This is a genomic window from Microvirga pakistanensis (assembly GCF_004458765.1).
In the GTDB taxonomy this organism is placed as follows: domain Bacteria; phylum Pseudomonadota; class Alphaproteobacteria; order Rhizobiales; family Beijerinckiaceae; genus Microvirga; species Microvirga pakistanensis.
On record NZ_SPJX01000138.1, the window covers coordinates 20,308 to 40,463 of the forward strand.

18 protein-coding genes and 2 pseudogenes are annotated in these 20,156 nt (G+C 58.5%); 8 read left to right on the plus strand and 12 right to left on the minus strand.

Translation table 11 applies throughout. The features are described from left to right. Positions 1-164 precede the first annotated feature (164 nt). Both E4K09_RS04415 and E4K09_RS04420 read left to right on the plus strand, forming a co-directional pair. A pseudogene (locus E4K09_RS04415) lies at positions 165-1,001 on the plus strand (IS3 family transposase); the annotation flags it as partial. 249 nt (positions 1,002-1,250) lie between these two features. Beyond that, on the plus strand, positions 1,251-1,463 hold the full coding sequence (locus tag E4K09_RS04420; protein ID WP_134495455.1) for an IS630 transposase-related protein: 213 nt from the start codon (positions 1,251-1,253) through the stop codon (positions 1,461-1,463). A 385-nt stretch (positions 1,464-1,848) separates the two neighbouring features. Here the strand turns inward: E4K09_RS04420 and E4K09_RS04425 are convergent, their stop codons facing one another. Beyond that, a complete protein-coding gene (locus tag E4K09_RS04425) occupies positions 1,849-3,186 on the minus strand; it encodes a glycosyl transferase family protein (protein ID WP_134495457.1) in 1,338 nt (445 codons plus the stop codon). Positions 3,187-3,955: 769 nt separating this feature from the next. Between E4K09_RS04425 and E4K09_RS04430 the strand changes: the two genes are divergently transcribed. Then, entirely contained in the window at positions 3,956-5,686 is a 1,731-nt protein-coding gene (locus tag E4K09_RS04430) for a type I secretion system permease/ATPase (RefSeq protein ID WP_425293812.1), read from the plus strand. A 20-nt stretch (positions 5,687-5,706) separates the two neighbouring features. Continuing rightward, on the plus strand, positions 5,707-6,993 hold the full coding sequence (locus E4K09_RS04435) for an HlyD family type I secretion periplasmic adaptor subunit (protein WP_134495459.1): 1,287 nt from the start codon (positions 5,707-5,709) through the stop codon (positions 6,991-6,993). A 209-nt stretch (positions 6,994-7,202) separates the two neighbouring features. Here E4K09_RS04435 and E4K09_RS04440 read toward each other — a convergent pair whose 3' ends face one another. Both E4K09_RS04440 and E4K09_RS04445 read right to left on the minus strand, forming a co-directional pair. Next, complete coding sequence (locus tag E4K09_RS04440) at positions 7,203-7,871, minus strand: response regulator (RefSeq protein WP_134495461.1); 669 nt, start codon at positions 7,869-7,871, stop codon at positions 7,203-7,205. Beyond that, positions 7,868-9,556 carry a sensor histidine kinase gene (locus tag E4K09_RS04445; protein WP_166802150.1) on the minus strand — a complete coding sequence of 563 codons (1,689 nt, stop codon included), beginning with the start codon at positions 9,554-9,556 and terminating at the stop codon, positions 7,868-7,870. The genes E4K09_RS04440 and E4K09_RS04445 overlap by 4 nt, the downstream gene beginning before the upstream one ends. Positions 9,557-9,970: 414 nt before the next feature. Between E4K09_RS04445 and E4K09_RS04450 the strand changes: the two genes are divergently transcribed. Beyond that, positions 9,971-11,050 carry a M10 family metallopeptidase C-terminal domain-containing protein gene (locus E4K09_RS04450; RefSeq protein ID WP_134495465.1) on the plus strand — a complete coding sequence of 360 codons (1,080 nt, stop codon included), beginning with the start codon at positions 9,971-9,973 and terminating at the stop codon, positions 11,048-11,050. A 117-nt stretch (positions 11,051-11,167) separates the two neighbouring features. Here E4K09_RS04450 and E4K09_RS04455 read toward each other — a convergent pair whose 3' ends face one another. Next, complete coding sequence (locus tag E4K09_RS04455; protein WP_134495519.1) at positions 11,168-11,866, minus strand: IS6 family transposase; 699 nt, start codon at positions 11,864-11,866, stop codon at positions 11,168-11,170. A 148-nt stretch (positions 11,867-12,014) separates the two neighbouring features. Between E4K09_RS04455 and E4K09_RS04460 the strand changes: the two genes are divergently transcribed. Then, the gene (locus E4K09_RS04460; RefSeq protein ID WP_166802151.1) at positions 12,015-12,269 is read left to right on the plus strand and encodes a DUF2934 domain-containing protein; all 255 of its coding nucleotides are present in this window, start codon (positions 12,015-12,017) and stop codon (positions 12,267-12,269) included. On the opposite strand, the gene E4K09_RS04465 is transcribed toward E4K09_RS04460, so the two are convergent. The 5 genes from E4K09_RS04465 to E4K09_RS04485 all read right to left on the minus strand — a co-directional run bounded on the left by E4K09_RS04465 (position 12,158) and on the right by E4K09_RS04485 (position 15,812). After that, on the minus strand, positions 12,158-12,826 hold the full coding sequence (locus E4K09_RS04465) for a sigma-70 family RNA polymerase sigma factor (RefSeq protein WP_244610359.1): 669 nt from the start codon (positions 12,824-12,826) through the stop codon (positions 12,158-12,160). The genes E4K09_RS04460 and E4K09_RS04465 overlap by 112 nt on opposite strands. A gap of 19 nt (positions 12,827-12,845) precedes the next feature. Then, on the minus strand, positions 12,846-13,085 hold the full coding sequence (locus E4K09_RS04470; protein ID WP_134495469.1) for a NepR family anti-sigma factor: 240 nt from the start codon (positions 13,083-13,085) through the stop codon (positions 12,846-12,848). Then, positions 13,019-13,306, minus strand: a complete 288-nt coding sequence (locus E4K09_RS04475) for a LysR family transcriptional regulator (protein WP_134495471.1) — start codon at positions 13,304-13,306, stop codon at positions 13,019-13,021. The genes E4K09_RS04470 and E4K09_RS04475 overlap by 67 nt, the downstream gene beginning before the upstream one ends. 200 nt (positions 13,307-13,506) lie before the next feature. Next, positions 13,507-14,994, minus strand: a complete 1,488-nt coding sequence (locus E4K09_RS04480) for an aldehyde dehydrogenase family protein (RefSeq protein WP_134495473.1) — start codon at positions 14,992-14,994, stop codon at positions 13,507-13,509. 191 nt (positions 14,995-15,185) lie between these two features. Then, on the minus strand, positions 15,186-15,812 hold the full coding sequence (locus E4K09_RS04485; protein ID WP_134495475.1) for a TetR/AcrR family transcriptional regulator: 627 nt from the start codon (positions 15,810-15,812) through the stop codon (positions 15,186-15,188). A 264-nt stretch (positions 15,813-16,076) separates the two neighbouring features. Between E4K09_RS04485 and E4K09_RS04490 the strand changes: the two are divergent. Continuing rightward, a pseudogene (locus E4K09_RS04490) lies at positions 16,077-16,668 on the plus strand (IS6 family transposase). A 128-nt stretch (positions 16,669-16,796) separates the two neighbouring features. On the opposite strand, the gene E4K09_RS04495 reads toward E4K09_RS04490, so the two are convergent. Then, the gene (locus E4K09_RS04495) at positions 16,797-17,249 is read right to left on the minus strand and encodes a winged helix-turn-helix transcriptional regulator (RefSeq protein ID WP_134495477.1); all 453 of its coding nucleotides are present in this window, start codon (positions 17,247-17,249) and stop codon (positions 16,797-16,799) included. Positions 17,250-17,364: 115 nt separating this feature from the next. On the opposite strand from E4K09_RS04495, the gene E4K09_RS04500 reads away from it, so the two are divergent. Continuing rightward, a complete protein-coding gene (locus E4K09_RS04500; RefSeq protein ID WP_134495479.1) occupies positions 17,365-18,669 on the plus strand; it encodes an MFS transporter in 1,305 nt (434 codons plus the stop codon). A 160-nt stretch (positions 18,670-18,829) separates the two neighbouring features. Here the strand turns inward: E4K09_RS04500 and E4K09_RS04505 are convergent, their stop codons facing one another. Both E4K09_RS04505 and E4K09_RS04510 read right to left on the minus strand, forming a co-directional pair. Then, positions 18,830-19,417 carry an MBL fold metallo-hydrolase gene (locus E4K09_RS04505; protein ID WP_166802152.1) on the minus strand — a complete coding sequence of 196 codons (588 nt, stop codon included), beginning with the start codon at positions 19,415-19,417 and terminating at the stop codon, positions 18,830-18,832. A gap of 228 nt (positions 19,418-19,645) precedes the next feature. Further along, entirely contained in the window at positions 19,646-20,047 is a 402-nt protein-coding gene (locus E4K09_RS04510) for a hypothetical protein (RefSeq protein ID WP_134495483.1), read from the minus strand. Between the last annotated feature and the right edge of the window lie 109 nt (positions 20,048-20,156).

Consider the following 20,156-nt stretch of genomic DNA (forward strand, 5'->3'; position numbering starts at 1 on the left):
GTTCAGCTTGGCTGCCACCCACTGCGATCGTCATTCTTGCTTCAGCCCGCCTTTGGCGGACCGACCGGTTGCTGCGATCGACATGGCGCTCTTTTGGCTGAAGAACGGCGGGATGCCTATATAACTGATGGTATACAGCTGACGAATAATTGCTGGTCTCTGGGCTGCCGATCGCCCCGTCGACCTATTATGAGCATGCCGCACGCAAGGCTGATCTAATCGAAGGCCTGCACGAGAACGCCGGAACGCTGACCTGTGCCATGAGATCCGCCGGCTCTTTGCGGCGAACTTCGGCGTCTATGGAGTCCGCAAGGTCTGGCGCCAGATGCGTGAAGGCATTGAGTCGCGCGCTGCACGATCGCCCGGCTGATGCGGCAGATGGGCCTCAAAGGAGTGGTTCGCGGCAAGAGCATCCGGACCACCGTCAGTGACGCCGCAGCACCATGCCCGCGCGACCGGGTGAGCCGGCAGTTCACGCCGCCGCGGTCGAACGCCCTGTGGGTGAGCAACTTCACCTATGTGGCGACCTAGTCGGGCTTCGTCCATATGGCCTTCATGATGGACGACTTCGCCTGCAGGATCGTGGGCTGGCGCGTGTCACGCTCGGTCCGGGCCGAGTTCGTGCTCGATGCTCTGGAGCAGGCTCTCCATCACCGGCAGCCCTGACGAGCCAACCTTATCCCCCACAGCGATAGGGGAATCCAATAGGTGTCGATCAAGTACACCGAGTGCCTCAACGAGGCCGGCATCGAGCCGTCGGTCGGCAGTGTTGGCGATTGCTACGACAACGCTCTGGCTGAGACCGTGATCGTCTCCTCAAGACCGAGGTGATCCACCGGTGCGGTTCGTGGCGCTCCTTCGAGGCCGTGGAGTTTGCCACCCTCGAATGAGTCGACTGGTTCAACAACCGCCGTCTGCTCGAGCCGATCGGCAACGTCCAGCCCGCCGAGGCGGAAGCCGTCTCCTACGCCCAGCTTGAGGTCAAGCCGATGGCCGCGTAGAACCCAAACCAATGAGCCTCTGGAAAGCTCAGCGCGGTTCGACCAGAGGCTCCAGCATTGTCCATTGTTCATCCGTCAGCATCATTGCCTCCTGCTCTCAAGCAGGGACAAAGTGCTCGGTCGCTAAGAGGTCGCAAGACAACGCACAAATCCTTTCTGTAGTACCGCTGGAGCATCGGACAGGAACGCGGATTCAACGGGTTCTCTTTAGGCTGAAGCTGTGATGCCCTTCTGATCAGGAGGTGAATCATGACCCAGAGCTACTCTCTCGACCTGCGCGTGCGCGTGGTGGTGTTTGTGGAAGCGGGCCACTCCTGCCGGGCCGCGGCGCGCCACTTCGGGGTCAGCGACAGCTTTACCATCAAGCTGCTGCAGCGTCAGAGAACGTCCGGATCGCCCACCCGGGCGCGGCAGGGCCGTCCACCTGGACGCCAACGGCTTTGCCTTACGAGGCATTTCTGATCCAAACTGTCGAGGCAAAGCCGGACCTCACCATGCCCGAACTCGCGGCTCGACTTCTGGAGGAGCAGGGGGTCGTGGCGGCTCCCGCCGTTCTTTCGCGGCTGCTGTGCCGGCGAAGTCTTACGTATAATAAACAGCTGATGGCGGCGGAGTGCGCACGCGCCGACGTGCGGGATGAGCGGTTGTCAGCTCCGTTGGGCCCCTCGGCTTCGAAGCGGCTAGCCACTTGCGGGAGGTGCGTTCGCTGACACCAGAGCCGACCGTTACCTCTCGGGACTGCTGGCTGTTCCAAAATGCGGCGAATCATCTCCGCCCTCTCAGTATTCAACGACACTTGTTCAGTCCTGGAGAGGCAAACGCTTCTCGCTTCTTTGCGTTATCGCCGTCACCGCTTGGCGTTCATAAAGTCTTCGGGAAGTTCGTGGGCTGTCTTGGACCACACAATCGGCCGCGTAGCGAAACATGACTCTCCCATGTAAGTTTTCCATGCTCGGAATACAGCCGCGGCGTTGATGTACATACCTACCGGCCATCTCACCGCAACTCCGTAGAAATCGTACATTCCGTAAACTTGCTTGCAGGCTGAGGCGCGAATGAAGTACCGGGAAAACAATGTAATGAAATTGATCCACAACGAGATCACAAATAGACCTTCGATCTGATACGGCATGTAGGCGGAATCGATGGCGCCAATGACCAACAGGATTAGCAACGCGATGGATATCGGCGGCAAGAAGTTGGTAATGATCCCCTTCCGGTCACGCATGAAGAAGTACTTGTCCCAAAGGCTACCTTCCCAACCAAGCTTACAGGTCGCCTCGAAGTTGATCCCGTACACCCAGCGCGTCTTCTGCTTGATCGAGGCCGCCAGGGTCTTCGGAAAGAACTCGCGGGTGGCGACGAAATCCAGCCCAGAATCCTCGGCATTTGCCGATACAGCCGCGAAAGCTGACCTGAATCCAGCGCGCTTGGCTTCAACACCCAGGATGTAGTCCTCGGTCACCGTACCGGACATGAGCACCTGCCCCCGGGTGTCCAGGAAATACTTGATCAACTTCTTGGTCATGCAGGTTCCCACGCCAGCGGAGGGGATGACGGCTCCTACTGCATTGCGCACGATCATCTCGCGGGTGTGGCGTTCAGCGAACTCGTCCATATAGGTGGATGCCACATAGGCGCCCCTACCCCGGTTCAGGGAGAACACCGGTACCTGAATGAAGTCATGGTTCTTGGCGTAGCTGGCATAGACCGGGAACGTGCGCGGATCGATCACGTCCTCGCTGTCGTGCAGCACAGCCATCTCAGGACAGTCGTCCTGAGAGAACACTTGCCGGAACATCTCGTTGAGCATTTGCCCCTTCGAGGTCGGGCCTGGCAGGCTGTTCACGATCACACGAACACGGTGAGGATACTTCACCTCCAGCTCTTGAGCGACCCGCAGCGTCCCCGTGTCGTTTGGGTAAACGCCGAGATAGAGCATCACGTTCTGGTATGGGATCCGCTGAAGGTTGCCTTCGACCATCTTGCCGAGGACTTCCTCCTCGTGCCAGTTTGCCACAAAGACTGCGGTGGGTGGTACCTGAATTCCAGAACCCTGTTCTAAGTCCTTAAGACCATAACGAACGATTCCAAATGCGATAATGTCGATCAGCGCGTCGTCGATAGACGAGATGTTGATCAGGACACTGACCACAAACATCGTGGTGAGTAGAAACTCATTCATTCAGAATTCACTCCTGCGAAAACACACGATTCGGATGCTCGCGCTATCCCTTTGCAGCATCCAGCGATCAACGCGGACCAGGGTCATGTCAGTGTGTGATCTCCCACTTTTCATAGTAAATCGGCGCTTTTGTTGATCCGTATCAAACATATACATTGATGGTGCTCTACGTATTTTTACGTATCTCTGAAGTAGTTGCGCATCCGCCTACGAAAGGGTTCGTTGGGCAGGGAGTTGGTCGCCGCCACTTAGGAGCCCACTACCTATGATGTGGTCACAGGGGCGAGGATCCATCGTCATCACCTACCTGCAGACACGCTCGTCGGCCTCGCGCCGGGCTTCACGCCCATGCGCAATCTTATGTTCTGTGTGAAGGTTCAGCTTGGCTGCCACCCACTGCGATCGTCATTCTTGCTTCAGCCCGCCTTTGGCGGACCGACCGGTTGCTGCGATCGACATGGCGCTCTTTTGGCTGAAGAACGGCGGGATGCCTATATAACTGATGGTATACAGCTGACGAATAATTGCTGGTCTCTGGGCTGGGACGCTGAACTTGGCCTTATCTTATGGCCAAGCCATGCAGCTATAACCAATGATGTATTTCATTGCAGTCTCTCTCGGGTATTTTTCTCACCGGAATCGACCCCCCTGCTGCGGCAGGTTGCGGACATCCTGACAGCGCGGCAAGCCACAAAGACCAAAGGTTTGATCTTTGGCTCAGCCACTGTGGTCGCCACTACAGAACAAGCTCGATCAACAACGGTAGCGAATGATGCGATCTCAACAATCGACACGGTCTGAGCTGAGGCAGGCCCTCAAACCCTCACGCGCGGCTCTCCTAGGCGTAGGGCTGTTCAGCGGAGCGCTCAACGTCCTGACGCTCACCGGCTCTGTTTTCATGCTGCAGGTCTACGATCGGGTGATCCCGTCGCGCAGCGTTCCGACACTAATCGGCCTTGCAGCTCTCGTTGCAGGCCTCTTTCTGGTGCAAGGAGTCCTTGACCTTATCCGCTCCCGCATGCTCGGGCGCGTGGCCGGATTGCTTCATGAGCGGTTGAGCAGTCGTATCTTCGGCTTGGCTCTACGCTTGCCGCTGGTGCGCACCACCATCGACGCTCAGCAACCCGTGCGGGATCTCGATCAGATCCGTTCCTTTCTCTCGTCCGGTGGCCCCTTGGCGCTCTTCGACCTGCCGTGGCTGCCCTTCTATCTTGCCATCTGTTTTCTTTTCCATCCTCTGATTGGCTGGACCGCACTGGGTGGAGCGCTCGTGTTGATCACGCTGATGCTGCTGACGGAGTTGCTCTCGCGTCGCGCCGCCAAGGAGGCTATACGGGTCGCAGGAACCCGCCACGCGCTCGCGGAGGCAGGACGGCGCAATGCCGAGGTGATCAATGCCATGGGCATGGCTCCAGCGGTGGCAGCCCAATGGCATGAAGCCGACCAGCAGTTCATGACCAGCCAGCAGCGTTTGGCCGATGTCTCAGGCGGGTTTGGCGCAATGTCGAAGGTGCTGCGTATGGCCCTGCAATCGGCAGTCCTCGGCGTCGGTGCATTGCTCGTGATCTGGGGCGAGGCGACAGGCGGCATCATCATCGCGGCCTCAATCATCTCGGCTCGTGCTCTGGCACCTGTGGAACTCGCCATTGCCCACTGGAAGGGCTTCATCGCAGCCCGCCAGAGCTGGCGTCGCTTGGGCGAGTTGCTTGCTGTCGTGCCGGTCCGTGATGACCCACTTCCCTTGCGCAAGCCCGTCTCGATCCTCTCGCTGCAGGGCGTCAGTATCACGCCTCCAGGCGATCCGCGCCTGTTGGTCCGGGAAGTCACATTCCAGCTCAAGAGTGGCATGGGGTTGGGCATCCTCGGCCCGAGCGGTTCGGGCAAGTCCTGTCTGGCTCGTGCGCTTGTCGGGGTGTGGACGCCAGTTCGCGGCAAGGTGCGCATCGACGCTGCTGCCCTGGACCAGTGGCTGCCGGAGATGCTCGGGCGTCACATCGGGTACCTGCCGCAGGATGTGGAGCTGTTTGCCGGTACGGTAGCTCAGAACATCGCGCGCTTCCGTCACGGCGATGATCCCGATCGGGTGATCCAGGCTGCGACCCTAGCTGGCATGCATGAGATCATCCTGTCGCTGCCGCAGGGCTATGAAACGCCTATCGGCGAGGGCGGAGCGGCGCTGTCGGCCGGTCAGCGCCAGCGGGTGGGCTTGGCCCGGGCGCTCTATGGCGATCCTTTCCTCGTAGTCCTGGACGAGCCGAACTCCAACCTCGATGCGGACGGCGAACAGGCCCTGATCCAGGCTCTTCTAAGCGTGCGGGCACGTGGCGGCATCGCAGTGGTGATCGCCCATCGCCCGAGCGTCATGGCAGCGCTCGATCAGGCCATGATCATGACAGGTGGCGAGATGAAGGCGTTCGGGCCCAAGGACGAGGTTCTGCGCGACAAGGTGCGGACGATGACGGTTCCGGCTCCGATGCGAGCGGTAGGAGGAGCGGCGTGATAAGCCAGGAGAAGAAGACAATGGATCGTTCATTGCGCAGACACCTGCTGGCTGGTCTGTCCATCCTGGCGCTGCTGGGGGGCGGCATGGGCGGCTGGGCGGCGACTGCAAAGTTGTCGGGAGCCGTTGTGGCGCCTGGCCTTGTCGTCGTCGACAGTCACGTGAAGAAAGTCCAGCATCCCACAGGGGGCGTGGTGGGCGAGATCCGTGTTCGGGACGGAGACAGGGTCAATGCCGGTGACCTGGTGGTGCGTCTGGATGAGACCATCACGCGTGCCAACTTGGCGGTAATCACCAAGGGCCTGGATGAGCTCGCCGCACGGCAGGGGCGGCTGGAGTCTGAACGGGATGGGCTCGCCATGATCAAAGTGCTTCCGCAGCTTCAGGCCCGTTCGTCCGATGCCGAGATCGCGAGCCTAATCATGGGTGAGCAGAGCCTTTTCAGGCTGCGGCGCGAGGCGAGGGAAGGCTTGCGGGCACAGCTTATGCAGCGGATCGGGCAACTGCACGAACAGATTGCAGGCCTTGAGGAGCAGGCTGGCGCCAAGGCTGACGAGATCAAGCTGATCCAGAACGAGCTGCAGGGCGTACGCGAGCTGTGGCGCAAGAACCTTATTCCGATCACTCGTGTGACGCAGTTGGAACGGGAAGCGACGCGGCTGAGGGGCGAGCGTGGCCAGCTGAACGCATCGGTGGCTCAAGCCAAGGGTCGGATCTCCGAAACCGATCTGCAGATCATCCAGATCGACCAAGAGCTTCGAAGCGAGGTGGCCAACGAATTGCGGGAGATTCAGGCCAAGAACGCTGAACTGATTGAAAAGCGGGTCGCGGCCGAAGACCAGCTCAAGCGCATCGATATCCGAGCCCCACAAGCCGGCGTTGTGCATCAATTGGCGGTCCACACGGTCGGGGGTGTGGTCGCTGCTGGCGATCCGCTGATGCTGATCGTCCCTGAGGCCGATGATCTGTCGATTGAGGTCAGGATCCAGCCGCAGGACATCGATCAGATGAAGATCGGACAGGAGGCGGTGCTGCGGCTGTCTGCCTTTAGCCAGCGAACCACACCCGAGGTCAGAGGCACAGTTAGCCGGGTCGCCGCCGATCTGACCCAAGATCAGAAGACGGGTGTCGCTTTTTACACGGCCCGTATCAAAACAAGCGAGAGCGAGCTGGGGCGTCTCAAGGATCTCAAGCTCGTGCCCGGCATGCCGGTTGAGGCCTTCGTTCGGACGGGCGCGCGTACGGCACTGTCCTATCTGGTGAAGCCTCTCTCCGACCAGCTTAGCCGCGCTTGGCGAGAGGATTGAGATGTAAGGCAAGCTCTCCGAGGATCGAGGGCAGGTTGAACTGTATTTCCTGAGTGTCGATGCTCGACACTTATCAACACGGATATGCGTTTCTGGATTGATTGGGAGAGCTTCATGATAGAGCCTTCCTGTCGCAGCCTCTTACCCGAGAGATGAGCTCATGGCTTGTCCGAATTGCGCCCAACCTGTCCTCAAGCGCCGGGCCGGCTCTATTTAATATTTGGCAATCGGCTCTGATAGCTGAGCGCCAAAGCTGTCAACGAGGTCCGGTTGCTAACCTCCAACTTTCTATAAATATTGTTAAGGTGAATTTTGACTGTACCATCTGTAAGCCCGAGCTGCCGCGCTATGTCCTTGTTGGATCGACCCTCGGCGACGAGGGCTACAATCTCCCGCTCCCGGGCTGTAAGGACCGTATCGAGCTGGGTAACCCTGGCACGCTTTTCCTCCTCTCGCCTGACGGCCGCTTCCACGATGTCCGGTGGAAGCCACCGTCGTCCGACTGAGACTGACCTCATACATTCGAGAAGGGTACCGGCCGCTGTGTCCTTAAGCATCAGGCCGTAGGTTCCACGTGCGGCTGCTTCCACAATCTCATGGTCGCCCGCGGATGCGGTTAGAAGGATGACTCTTGTGCTTAGGCCGCGATCACCTAATTCTGCGAGCACTTCGACGCCTGTGCACCCGGGCATTGATATGTCCAGGACCGCTAGATCAGGTTCGTGTTCTAGGATCGCCTGGAGCGCCGCCTTTCCGTTTGAATAGACAGCCACCACCTCAAACATAGGATCAGTCTGGAGCAGAGCTTGAAGGCCGTTCAAAAAAACTGGGTGATCATCCGCGAGAATGACTCGTAGCGCTCGGCTTGCTTGTCTCATAGAGGCACCTCAACTCGGATTACTGTGCCAGATGGCGAAGTTTGCAAGTTAATAGTTCCCCCCATATCCTTGGCGCGTGTGCGCAGCGAGAACGGGCCTATGTTTTTGGCTGAAAGATGCTCTCCCGAATATGAGCCGTGAAGGCTTTGAAAGCCGGCGCCATTGTCCGCAATGGTGAGATGAAGACGGCCCGCCGCGGCCTCGACAGACACTTCAATCCGAGAGGCTCTACCGTGGCGTACTGCGTTTGAGGCAGCTTCCGCTAGAAAATGACGTACATTGCGCGCTGTCTCCGCAGATACTCGTAAACCAGGAGGGGCGACGGCGAGGTGGATCTTACACCCCCAAATCTGACCCAGACGATTGAGCATCTGCTGGACATCAGGAGCAAGATCAACTTGCTCCGCTGAGGCTTTCGATTGTGCTCGGCTGTTTTCGACGAAGGTGCGAATCCGCTTTTGCTCCGCGGCTAGAAGCTCGCGTGTTTGGGTCAACTTCTCCGCAATAGTCTGTTCAACACGATCGGCGCTAAGACTCAGATGAATATTGGCTGCGGCCAATCCTTGTAAGACGCCATCATGCAGGTCACGCGCCAAACGCTCCCTTTCTCTGGACGCAGCAGCTTCTTCAAGTTCACTACGCAGCCAGTAGTGTTCTAGGTCAATGCCGATACGAGTCGCGACGAGTTCAGCGAGGAGGAGATCGTTTTCATCGTTCATCTCCCTGTCTAAGAGAAAGACCCGTCCCCGGCAAATCGGCAGGAAGAAAGGTGCAGTGATCGCCTTCTGGATGGAGAACGTGTGCTGCAGATCCTTGTCAATGGCATCGCTCGCGGCGATTCCTTCTGCCGCAGATGAGTTCACGGCTCTGCCTCTCCAGGGGAACTCAAAACTTCTTTGGGCGAGAGGTTCTGCGACCAGCAGGCCGAAGCGGTCAGGAGGTTCGCGGCTGTACTTGAGGCCGGAAGACGACCAAAGAGCGGAAGCACGAAATGGCTCTTCGAGAACCTCCCAAATGATTAGCACCCGTGGCACGCACATGAATTCAGCCGCGTGTGCGAGCGCGGATTCGATGGGAGCTTCAAGACCTCTACCGTAATCGGGGCCTGGCCAGCTTGCGAGCTTCGCAAGTTGCTTGCGACTACGTTCTTTCACGGCAGCCACATAACACAGCATAAGGCCAGCAACCACCAGGTAGACAGGTCTGAAGATGGCGAGCCGTAAATCGGCAATCTCAATTGCAACGGTCCTGCTACCCAATAGTAGAATGAATGCGAAAAATATAAGAATAAGTAGAAATGTAGTCTCCAAAACTCCGCGCCAGCCCCAGCGAAGCGACGACGATAAAAGGATAAAAGTGAAAAATATGAAGTATGGGCTACTTGGCCCATCATTGAAATGCATCAAGAGGCAGACACTACAGATGTCGACTATGTGAGCGATGAGTTGTTCTTGATGCGTCGGTGGCCTAGCCAACACGAGGCAGAAGCCTAGCGCGGCAAAGGCGAGATAGCCGCTTGCGACAACGTATGTCACTTGGGCATCATAAGTATCGTCAGGTGGATCTAAGAAGGCAGCATAAAGTGCGAAGAGAGTGAGGGTCAGGCGTGCGAAGGCGATCACGCGCTCTGGCGGCAACGCGAAAATCTTCTCGGATAAGGCGTGATACTTAACCCACAGCGACATCCTAGTAGTCTGTATATGACAGCCTAGGAGAGAAAGTCCTGACCCTATCGCTATAGAGAGGGTACCCATGCGTATAGGCGCACGAGATATGTAAAATATATTGGAATTCCGACGTTAAATTCGTTAGTATTACCCACTTTTGCTTAATGTTATCACAAAAATTTGATAGATATGACGTCTATTGAATTAGAATGGCGGTTGTGAGCTAGTTGATTCGATTTCTGCGCACAAACATCAGTTTTCATGTTTGCTCTCGACAGATCGTGATGAAGTTATCTCTTCTACCATTCTCTGTAGCTGTATTGCGTAACGCCCCTGCGCTGATCCAGCCGTATCCCGCAGGAGACTTTCGGCTCATTGCATACCCACGGCTAAAGCCGCGTTGACGGCAAAACCCTGTTTAGGGAGTGTCTCATGTTCGCAAGCAAAGCTCTGCTGCTCGAACCGATGGGGTCGCGTTCGCCAAGCGAAACGCATGCCGCCCTTGTTGTCTCCCAAAACAGTTATGCCGATGTTGCCTTCGGAGCAGATTTCACAACCATTTTGCAACTGCGAACAGGCTCGCCTCCTAACCCATGGGAATGTGCTTGGGCGATTTTCAACTACACCGATAATACGCATTTCTATTACGTGGCCTTCAAACCGAATGGTTGGGAACTCGGCAAAGCCGATCCAGCCTACCCGGGGAGCCAAAGATTCTTGGCGACAGGCGAGGACATGACCTTTGCGGTGGGCTCCAAGCACAGTTTCCAGATTACTCAGACGGGAGCCACGATCACTGTTAAAGCGGACGGCAAGATACTGACGACATTCACTGACAGGGAACGGCCATATCTGAGCGGAAAGGTTGGCTTCTACACAGAGGATGCCAAGGTGGCGTTCGACACTGTAACAGGTTCAATCAGTGAGTCCTTCGAGTCCTATCCCATTCAAACCTTCAGCGACGGAGCCCGTCTAGGCTCCGCTTGGGAAACCCCGTTTGTAGGCTATGGCCGGGCGGAAATCTTCGATTTCAGCAGCGCTGAGCCCAACACACAGATTGTGTTCACAGGCACCAGCGCTGCCGATAACATCGACGCAAACGATCTGGATAATACAATCTTTGGTATGGAAGGTAGGGATTACCTGAACGGTGAAGCAGGCAATAATCTGATTTCTGGAGGAACGGGAGCAGATACTATGCTTGACGGCTCCGGTCGTGACACCTTTGCCTTTAACACGGTATTAGATGCTTCAGGTGACAGGATTGACCACTGGTATGCCGACGTTCTTGATTTGGCGAGGATCGACGCCAATACTAGCGTTGGGGGTAACAATGCTTTCAACTTCGTTGGCATCCGCGGCTTCAGTGGCAGAGGACAGCTGCATTACGTCCAGGATTCCTCGAAGGGCCTCGCTTACATCGAAGGGAACGTGTCGGGAGGGCTTGCCCCTGAATTTCGCATCGAGGTAGCCGGGTTGCATGCATTTCTTGCAGCAGACTTCATTTTATAGGATTACCCAGAGAACGAGAACGTCGCTCACCCAATTATTTGGATAGACACCCCGGCGACACGGTTCCGTCGCAAATCCGAGGCAGGGACGCGACAATGGCAGGTCTTCGTTACGCGCTCATGCAGCGAGCCGCTCGAATTGCTCGGCGAGTGACAGCCGCTGATTGCAGGCATATTTCGCCTGCTGTTTGCGCATCATATGGATCAGCTCGATGCCGCCCAGGATCACGCGGGCGCTGGCAACGGATTTGAAGCCGAGCATGGGGCGCACACGGCGTTTGATCGCGCGATGATCCTGTTCGATGCGATTGTTCAGGTAGGCACTCTGCCGGATCCTGATGGGCTGCAGCTTGCACCCCGATCTGTCCTGCAGCCGGCTCTCGGCATCACACGACAGGATGGCTTCTCGATTGGTCTGGCTGCCGTCGATGACGATCCGCTCAGGTCGGCCGTGCCGCTTGAGCGCCTTGCGTAGAAACCGTTTGGCAGCAATGAGGTTCCGTCGTTCGCTGAACCAGAACTCGACCGTGTCGCCATGGTTGTCGATGGCCCGGTAGAGATAGGTCCATCGCCCGCGCACCTTAATATATGTTTCGTCGACGTGCCACCTGCCGGTGACGGCTCGCTTGCTCCGATTGAACCGCTTCAGCAATTCGGGCGAGTAGCGCACGATCCACCTGTGAATGGTCGCGTGATCGACGGAGATCCCCCGCTCGGCCATCATCTCCTCCAGATTTCGGAGGCTGAGGTTGTAAGCCAGATACCACCGGACGCAGAGCAGGATCACCGACCGGTCAAAATGCCTGCCTTTGAACATCCCTGTCTCCGCTCCTGTGACTATGGTCACCGTAACTGAAACTCTGAAACGAAAAGTTTGCGACGAATCCGCCAATGTCGGTGTCAGAATGAATGAACCTCTCTCCAGCGTAATCATTGATCCGGTTGTCCAGGAGAAGGGGATGATCATGTCCGACACGGTGTCTGCCGCAGCCATCGCCACCAGCCAGGATGAGCGGATCCGACAGCGGGCCTATCAGATCTGGGAGAACGAGGGCCGCACCGGCAATCCTGAAGATCACTGGTTCAGGGCCGAGCGGGAGCTTGCCAATCAGGGGCAGGAGCGCTCGGACGCGACGGTGGAGAATGCTCCGCCCGTTAACGCGGTAGAGGCGGGTTCCGCGGCTACTGGCGAGATCCCTGACGAGCGGATGGCCGAATAGCTGACGCAAGCACCCAAGCCGGCCCATGCACCGCCGCCAGTTTCAAGGCGTGTGCATGAACAGCGCAGCCTTGACCAGACGGGGCCAAGGTCCTCGTCAGCATCAAGCCCCAGGATCTCCGCCAGGCGGGTGCGGGCGCGGTTGATGCGGCTCTTGATCGTGCCGATGTTCGTCCCGCAGATCTGGGCCGCCTCCTCGTACGACACGCCCTCGGCGCCCACCAGCAGCAGGGCCTCGCGCTGCTCAGGGCTGAGCTTGGCCAGGGCCGCCTGCATGTCGCTGAAGTCCAGGCGAGCACCTTGCTCCGGCACGACCGCGAGCTTGCCGGCGAGCGCCCCTTCCGGGTCGTCCACCTCCCGACGGCCGCGGCGCATTTCCGTGTAGAACTGGTTGCGCAGGATGGTGAAGAGCCAGGCCTGCATGCTCGTGCCGGGCTGGAACTTGTCCAGGTTCTCCAGCCCGCGCAGCAGCGCCGCCTGCACGAGATCGTCCGCATAGGTGATGTTGCCGGTGAGCGAAATGGCAAAGGCGCGCAGATGCGGAATAGCATTGAGCATTGCCTGACGGACAGGATCCTCACTCGCCATCGGAGCGGCTTTCTTTGGCGTCCAGTTGCGCAAGGAGCTGGACGAAGCGGTCAGGCACGGGCTCGCTCATGAGCTTTGCGTAGTAGGCCTGGAGCTGCTCGCCCAGGAAGGTGGCCACGTGAAGCGGCAGGGCCGGCTCGGGGCCGGGATCGCCATTGACGTTCAGGAGGTCCTCAAGTGCACTCGGTTCGTCCAGAACGGTGCTTTTGTCGAGGTTGCTTGTCGCCACGCTTGCTTCTCCAGACGCAGACAGGTTGCCCTCAGGCTTGTAGCATATAGAGGACATCCTGCCTGTGTCTGGAGAAGCTGCACGCTTAGGCGGTGCTCCAACTCCTGGACTCTCCGGCTGAACGTGGCCTTCGGCAGCCGCAAGGACTGGGCGGCGGCGGTGAAGCTGCCTTCCTGGACCACCTTCACAAAAGCCAATGTGTCATCGAGACCAGATGTCATGCCGGCATTCCCTTAGTCGATGTTTCGAACTCAGGTACACCTTTCCCAGAAACAGCAGCACATCCCAGAAACAGCAGCACATCAATCTGCCAACCTCCATGTCCGGGCGGTCGGCGACCTCCGCCGACAGGGCAGCGGAGGTCGTTCGTTGCAGGTGGCTCAGCCTGCCGCCCCAGAATGTTGTGGCGATCCGGCCGAGATCAAGCCAGTGGCGCGTCAACAGACGCGTATACCTTGATCTCCTGGAACTGCTCAATGGCGCGAGGGCCGCACAGCACGCCGATGCCGCTCTGCTTGAAACCGCTCTCCTCAAAATGCTCGGAGATCACGCCCCAGCAGTTCATCCAGATGGTGCCAGCCTGGATGGCCTTGCCGACACGACGGGCGCGCGCACCGTCTGCGGTGAACACGGACGCAGCAAGGCCGAACTCCGTCGCATTGGCGCGGTGGATCGCGTCGGCTTCATCATCGAACACCTCAAAGGTCTGCACCGGGCCGAAGATCTCATTCTGAATGACGAAGGAGTCGAGCGGCTGCACCTCGAACAGAGTGGGCCTGTAGAACGCGCCACCGGCCAGTGGCCCCTCTGTGACGGGCCCGCCGCGCACCAGGATTCTGGTGGAGGCAGCCGCCTCGGCGACGAGTTCGTCCACCCGCCTGACACTTGCCTTGTCGATCAACGGCCCGAGTTGAGCATTGGGGTCCTCGCTCTCGCCGAGCCGGACATTCTGATAAGCCTCGATCAGCGCCTCCCGGAGGGCGCCGGCGATGCCGCGCTGGACGAGCACACGCGATCCCGTGCAGCAGAACTGCCCGTTCATCACAACCAAAGCCGTGACGATCTGCGGAACGACGACGCTAAGGTCCGCATCGTCAAAGACAACCAGTGGCGTCTTCCCGCCCAGTTCAAGGTTGAGCCGCTTCAGCGTCCTGGCGCCGTTCTTGGCAATGATCCGCCCGACCTTGGTGCTGCCCGTATAACTGATCGCGTTCACGTCAGGGGAGTCGACGAGCATGGCCGCACCGATGCTGCCGCTCTCGGTAATGACATTCAGTGCGCCGGCCGGGAGAAGTGTCGTTGCAGCCACCGCCTCGGCGAACAGCGCATTGGTCAACGCGGTCTGATGCGGCATCTTGAGAACGACGGTGCATCCCGCGGCAAGAGCCGGGCCGATGGCGCGGATGGAGAGGACGATCGGCGAGTTCCAGGGCGAGATCACGCCGACCACGCCCATCGGCTCGGGGTCGGAGTGGAAGTACACTCCCGGAGCCGTCTCAAGGGCCCGGCCGCCCGTCTGAAGCATGGCGCTCGCGGCGGAATAGCGGAGCCACTCGACCGACCCTTGCAGCTCCCACTGCGTCTGAGCGAGCAGCTTGCCACCCTCGCGGCTGAGCATGAGCGCCATCTCAGCCCCAGACGCCTCAATGCGGTCGGCCAGCTCAAACAGGGCGCGAGAGCGCAGGCTCCGGTCTCGCGACCAACTCGTTGTATCGAACGCAGCACGGGCGGCTTCGATCGCCTGACGCGCTTCCTCAGGGCCGATATCGACATAGCGGCCGAGCGCCTTTCCGGTCGACGGGCTGATCGTCTCTCCGATTGTGCCTCCATTGTTCCAGGTGCCGTTGATCCAGTTCGGGCGCGGCTCGGACTGGGTCGAAAAATGCGGGGTCGAGAAGTGTTGGGTCATGGCTTTGGTCCTTTGGGATCTCCGCGGTCTCCGGAGGAGAGATCAAACCGTGAGCGGGATCCGGCATGATCATCAGGCTGCATTGGGCATCAGGGCTTCCATCCCTCGGCGCATCAGCCATAGATATATATGTGAGTGGTCACTTATATAATGTCAACTGCCTATCTCCCATCAGCTCCGATAGAGACGGGTCAAGCGGTCAGATGCAGGCTTTCCGCGACTTGGCCATAATAGCGATCAAGCAGGATCGCGCCGTCAGAGGGGGAAAAGACGTAAAGGCGCATGATACCTTCGAAAACAAGGGACAGGCGTTCGCCGACGGCGATTGGGTCGATGTCGCGGGGCACACGCCCTTCATCCCGGGCAGCAAGAATGCTGCGTTGCAGAACCTGGATGAGCCCGACCTCGGAGCGGCGAAGCATGGCGGCGACTTCCGGGTTGCGTGCACCCTCACTCGCGATTTCTACGCGGAGAACCGCGATATCGTGACCTTCCTTGGTCAGGAAAATATCGCTGAGGGCCCTTTTGACAGCCGCTGGGCCTAGATCGCCTGCCCAGAATCGGACGATCATATCGTGATGGCGCTTCAGGTCCGCCTCGATCAGCGCGAGAATCAGCGCCTCCTTGTTGGGATAGTACTGATAGATGTTAGCGACGCTGACGCCGGCGGTCGCGCTGATCTCGGAGATGGAGGAGGCATGAAATCCGCGCCCGATGAAGCATATACGTGCGCCGTCGAGAATCTGGGTCATACGCTCGTGACGGGCCTGCTCATTCACCGGGCGGCCGCGCTGGACTGGGTTCCTGGTCTTGCTCATGAAACGAAATATATATGAATGAGTGGTCGCTTCAAGAAATCTGTGTCCTGGGATTGTTGTCAGCGCTCACTCCACATGCGCATTTTTGTGGCAGAGCAGATTTGGTTGCTGTCCAAAGAATGGAGCATCACCAATTAGGGAGGAGCGTTCACGCGAGAGACCCATCTCTGGGGCAAGACGGAGCAATTACATAAGGATTTGTCGCAAACTTTTTGTTTCATAGTTTCAACTACTGAGACCGCAGTCACAGTAGCGGAGGCAGCAGTGTTTAAGGGCAGGCATTTTGATCGATCAGTAATCCTGCTCTGTGTCCGCTGGTATCTCGCCTACAATCTCAGCCTCCGGAATTTGGAAGAGATGATGGCTGAGCGGGGTATTGAGGTGGACCACGCTACGGTCGGTCGCTGGGCGGTCCATTACTCACCCGAGCTTCTCGAGCGGTTCAATCGACACAAGCGCCCCATCAGCCGGAAGCAATCTGACAGCCGCCAAACGGTTCCTGAGCAAAGCACTCAAGCGGCATGGCCGGCCTGAGCGGATCGTGATTGACGGCAGCCAAACCAATCGTGAGGCAATCCTGGCCTGCGATACCGTAGACCGGCTCCAGAGGAGATCGCGGCGTGACTTGAAACCCATCCGCATTCGGCAAAGTGCCTATCTGAACAATCGCATTGCGCAGGATCATCGGGCCATTAAGAAACGGGTGCGGCCGATGCTCGGGTTTCAGACCATTGATAGCGCGCGTGCGATCCTGGGAGGCATCGAGATGATCCACATGATGCGCAAACAGCAGGCGAAGTATGCCCGCAATATGCATCTCTCGCTCGCAGAGCAGTTTGAGATCCTGGCTGCCTGAGCATTGTATCCGGACTGGCCAATATCTTGACACTCAGCAAAATTTGCGACGGATCCGGTCCAGTCTACCCCAAAACTTTCACATTCACTGGCCCAACCTCATGGGAGGGCCTAGAGCTGACCCGACACTCAAGGCGAATGGGGTACTTTCAGGATAACGGACTCCTCCGGTGAGATCGAACGGCCATCCTCTGTTCGGACCTCAAGCCGTATTGCCTGGCCCGTCTTCCGCTCGACCAGCTTTGAATGCTTCTCTCCTGGCTTGAACAGATACTGCTCGCCCCATTGTCTGAGGGCCACCATGACCGGAAAGAGGTCGCGCCCCATGGCGGTCAGGTGATACTCTTGGTGGGCGCCCCCGTCAGACGAGGCGACTACCTTCAGGATGCCGCGCTCAGTCAACGTACGCAGGCGGTCGGACAGAATGTTCTTGGCAATACCCAGGTTTTTCTGGAACTCGCCAAAACGAGTCAATCCATCGAAGGCGTCGCGGACGATCAGGAGCGACCACCAGTCGCCGATCACGTCGAGTGATCTCGCGCTAGGGCAGTAGTCGCCCTGAAGACTCTTTCGCTTCACCATCATCGACCTCATGGCCAAGCCACCGAACCTGGCCTTGGCGGTTGCATTATAAAACCGAACCTGCTACTGACCAAATGGTTGCATTATGCAACCAAAAGATCCGGGACGCACAGCCATGACGATAGGCCATAGGGTGGCGCCCAGCGCCGCCGCGAACGGTGACGCACGCTCTCACGAGACCACACACCAGGATGAAGCCGCCGGAAAGGCACCGGCAGTCGAGCCGCAGCCGTCAGCCTCGCTTTCCCGCTCCATCACCTTCCTCTTTGCTGCCGCAAGCGGACTGGCTGTCGCAAACGTCTATTTCGCTCATCCGCTGCTCGACATCATGGCTGATGATCTCGGCCTATCCCATGCAAACGTTGGCGCGATTGTTGCAGTGACGCAGATAGGATATGGGCTCGGCCTGATTCTATTGGTACCTCTCGGGGACCTCGTAGATCGCCGCAAGTTGGTTGTGGGACAGTCACTCCTTTCGGTCCTTGCGCTTGCCGCTGTCGGCTTCTCGGCCAACAGCGGAATGCTCCTCGCCTCCATGGCCGCGACAGGGCTGTTGGCCGTCGCGACACAGGCCTTCGTTGCCTATGCGGCGAGCTTGGCGCCACCTGCGAAGCGCGGTCAGGTCGTTGGTGTCGTCACGAGCGGCATCGTCTTGGGAATTCTGCTAGCCAGGACAATCGCCGGAACACTGGCGGATCTGGCAGGATGGCGTGCCGTGTATCTGATTTCGGCCGTCCTCACGCTGGCCATGACAGCACTGCTTTGGATGCTACTGCCGCAGCAGCGGTCCAGCCGACAGAGGAGCACATACCCGCGTCTGATCGCGTCGCTCTTCGCTCTGTTGGCGCAAGAACCTGTGCTGCGCATCCGAGGCGTCATCGCGATGCTCATCTTCGCCAATGTGACGATGCTCCTGACGCCTCTGGTGCTCCCGTTGAGTGCGCCTCCGTTCTCCCTTTCGCACACGGAAGTTGGGCTCTTCGGTCTCGCCGGGGCCGCCGGGGCGCTGGGTGCATCAAGGGCTGGAGTTTGGGTCGACGAGGGCCATGGCCAGCGCACGACCGCCATCGCCTTGACTCTGATGTTCGTGGCTTGGCTGCCGATCTCGCTCCTGCCACAATCGATTCTCTGGCTGGTCGCGGGCGTGATCCTCATCGACTTCGGGTTGCAGGCGGTCCATGTAACCAATCAGGGCATGATCTATCGCGTCCGTCCGGAGGCCCAGAGCCGTTTGACGGCAATCTACATGGTCTTCTATTCGCTCGGAAGTGCGTTTGGTTCATCGACATCCACGATGGTATACGCCTATGCCGGCTGGCCCGGTGTATGCATTGCCGGCGCGAGTATAGGTGTGCTGACGATCATATTCTGGGCCGTCACTTTACACATGTCCCCTGCTGTAAACCGCAGCGTAGAGTAGAAGGGCGGAAACAAACCGTGCCGCAATCGACGCCCCTATGCTGAGGACGCTCCAAAGCAGCCCGAGTCCCCGTGGCTAACTAACCATCACGGAGAGTCAATCCGCCAGATGCTTTAGTGACGGTGCCAAACGGCTGGGTTCCTTGTTCGCCCTGCGCAACCTACGGATAGATTATCTCTGAGCCCTCAGCAATGAGATCCAGCCTGTATGGTTTTCCCTTGCTCGCCGCGACAAGATCGCTGATTGGCTCACGATAAAATGCATAGGTGGAGTGATGAATGGGGAGGACGAATTGCGGGCGGAGTACGGAGGCAAGTCTGACGACGTCGCCGCTGCCCATGCTGATCCGTCCGAATGGACCCGCTGTGCCAACACCGCCGACATGTGGCACCATGATGTCTGGTACCCCCCTCGGACGAATTTCCTCTAGGACGTCGTCGGTCGGCATCGTGTCCCCGGTCCAGTACAAGGTCCTTTTCCAGGATTGTTGACTGAACTCGATCCAATAGCCGTTACCTATGCCGAGAGCCTGTGCGGTGAGTGGATTATGTGAATGCCGCGCGCGAACCGCAGTGATAGTCACGCTTCCCGTCCCGGCATCAAACTGCCGGGTCTCTCCCCAATTCAAACTGGCCAAGTTCCGGAAGCCCTTCTGTCGAACTGTCTCTGCGTCGGCAGTCGGAAGGATGAAGGTCAGCTCGTCTCCCGCCGTGCGTTGCGCGCCTTCAGGGCCGAGGCTGCGAAGCAATGGCAATCTGCGACCGCCGCCGCTTGAGTGAGGCCGCTCATCAGGCCTTTGACGGCTCCACTTCAGTTCCCGTGACAGAGCCTCGTGGGGAATATGTCTCAGGTCAGGTGATCGGTCAGGCATGTAAGACATTCTATCATCAACCATCCGATGATCCATAATATGTCCCTTCCCGAAAGAATGCCCGGCGCTAGGCCGGGCATTTCATAATCGGATTGGCTCGATGCTCTATGCCGCTGCTGGTACCGAGCGGCGCAGGCCAACGTACTTGAACTCCGCATACATCAGCACCGCAAGCGCCTGGGCGATCACGAATGCATAGCCGGCTCTCGTCGGCGATATCCATCCGCTCACCAGAAGCAGGAAGCTGTCGATGATCCAGATCGCATTCACGACAATCACCAGCCATGCGATTGGCTTCTGGATGGTTTCACGCACGCCGAGCCAGCCCATGAAAATGGCAAAGGGCAAGAGAAGAACACCGAGAGTACGCAGAAGTGTCTCCGGCAGGCCGAGGGCATTGCCCACAGGCCCGGCGCCGATCAGCATCAGGAGCCCAAAGGCAGCGGTCGTGCTGGCATCGGCCACGAGGGCCTGGCGAAGCAGCGGGGATGAATGGATGGTCGTCATGACTGTCTCCTGTCGTTCATCGGCTGAAGGCCTCAACCGTGAAGACAGGATTGCGGAAGCCCAATGTGCGGTCGATTACCTCCGAGGTCATGGAAGGCCCGCCTGGTGC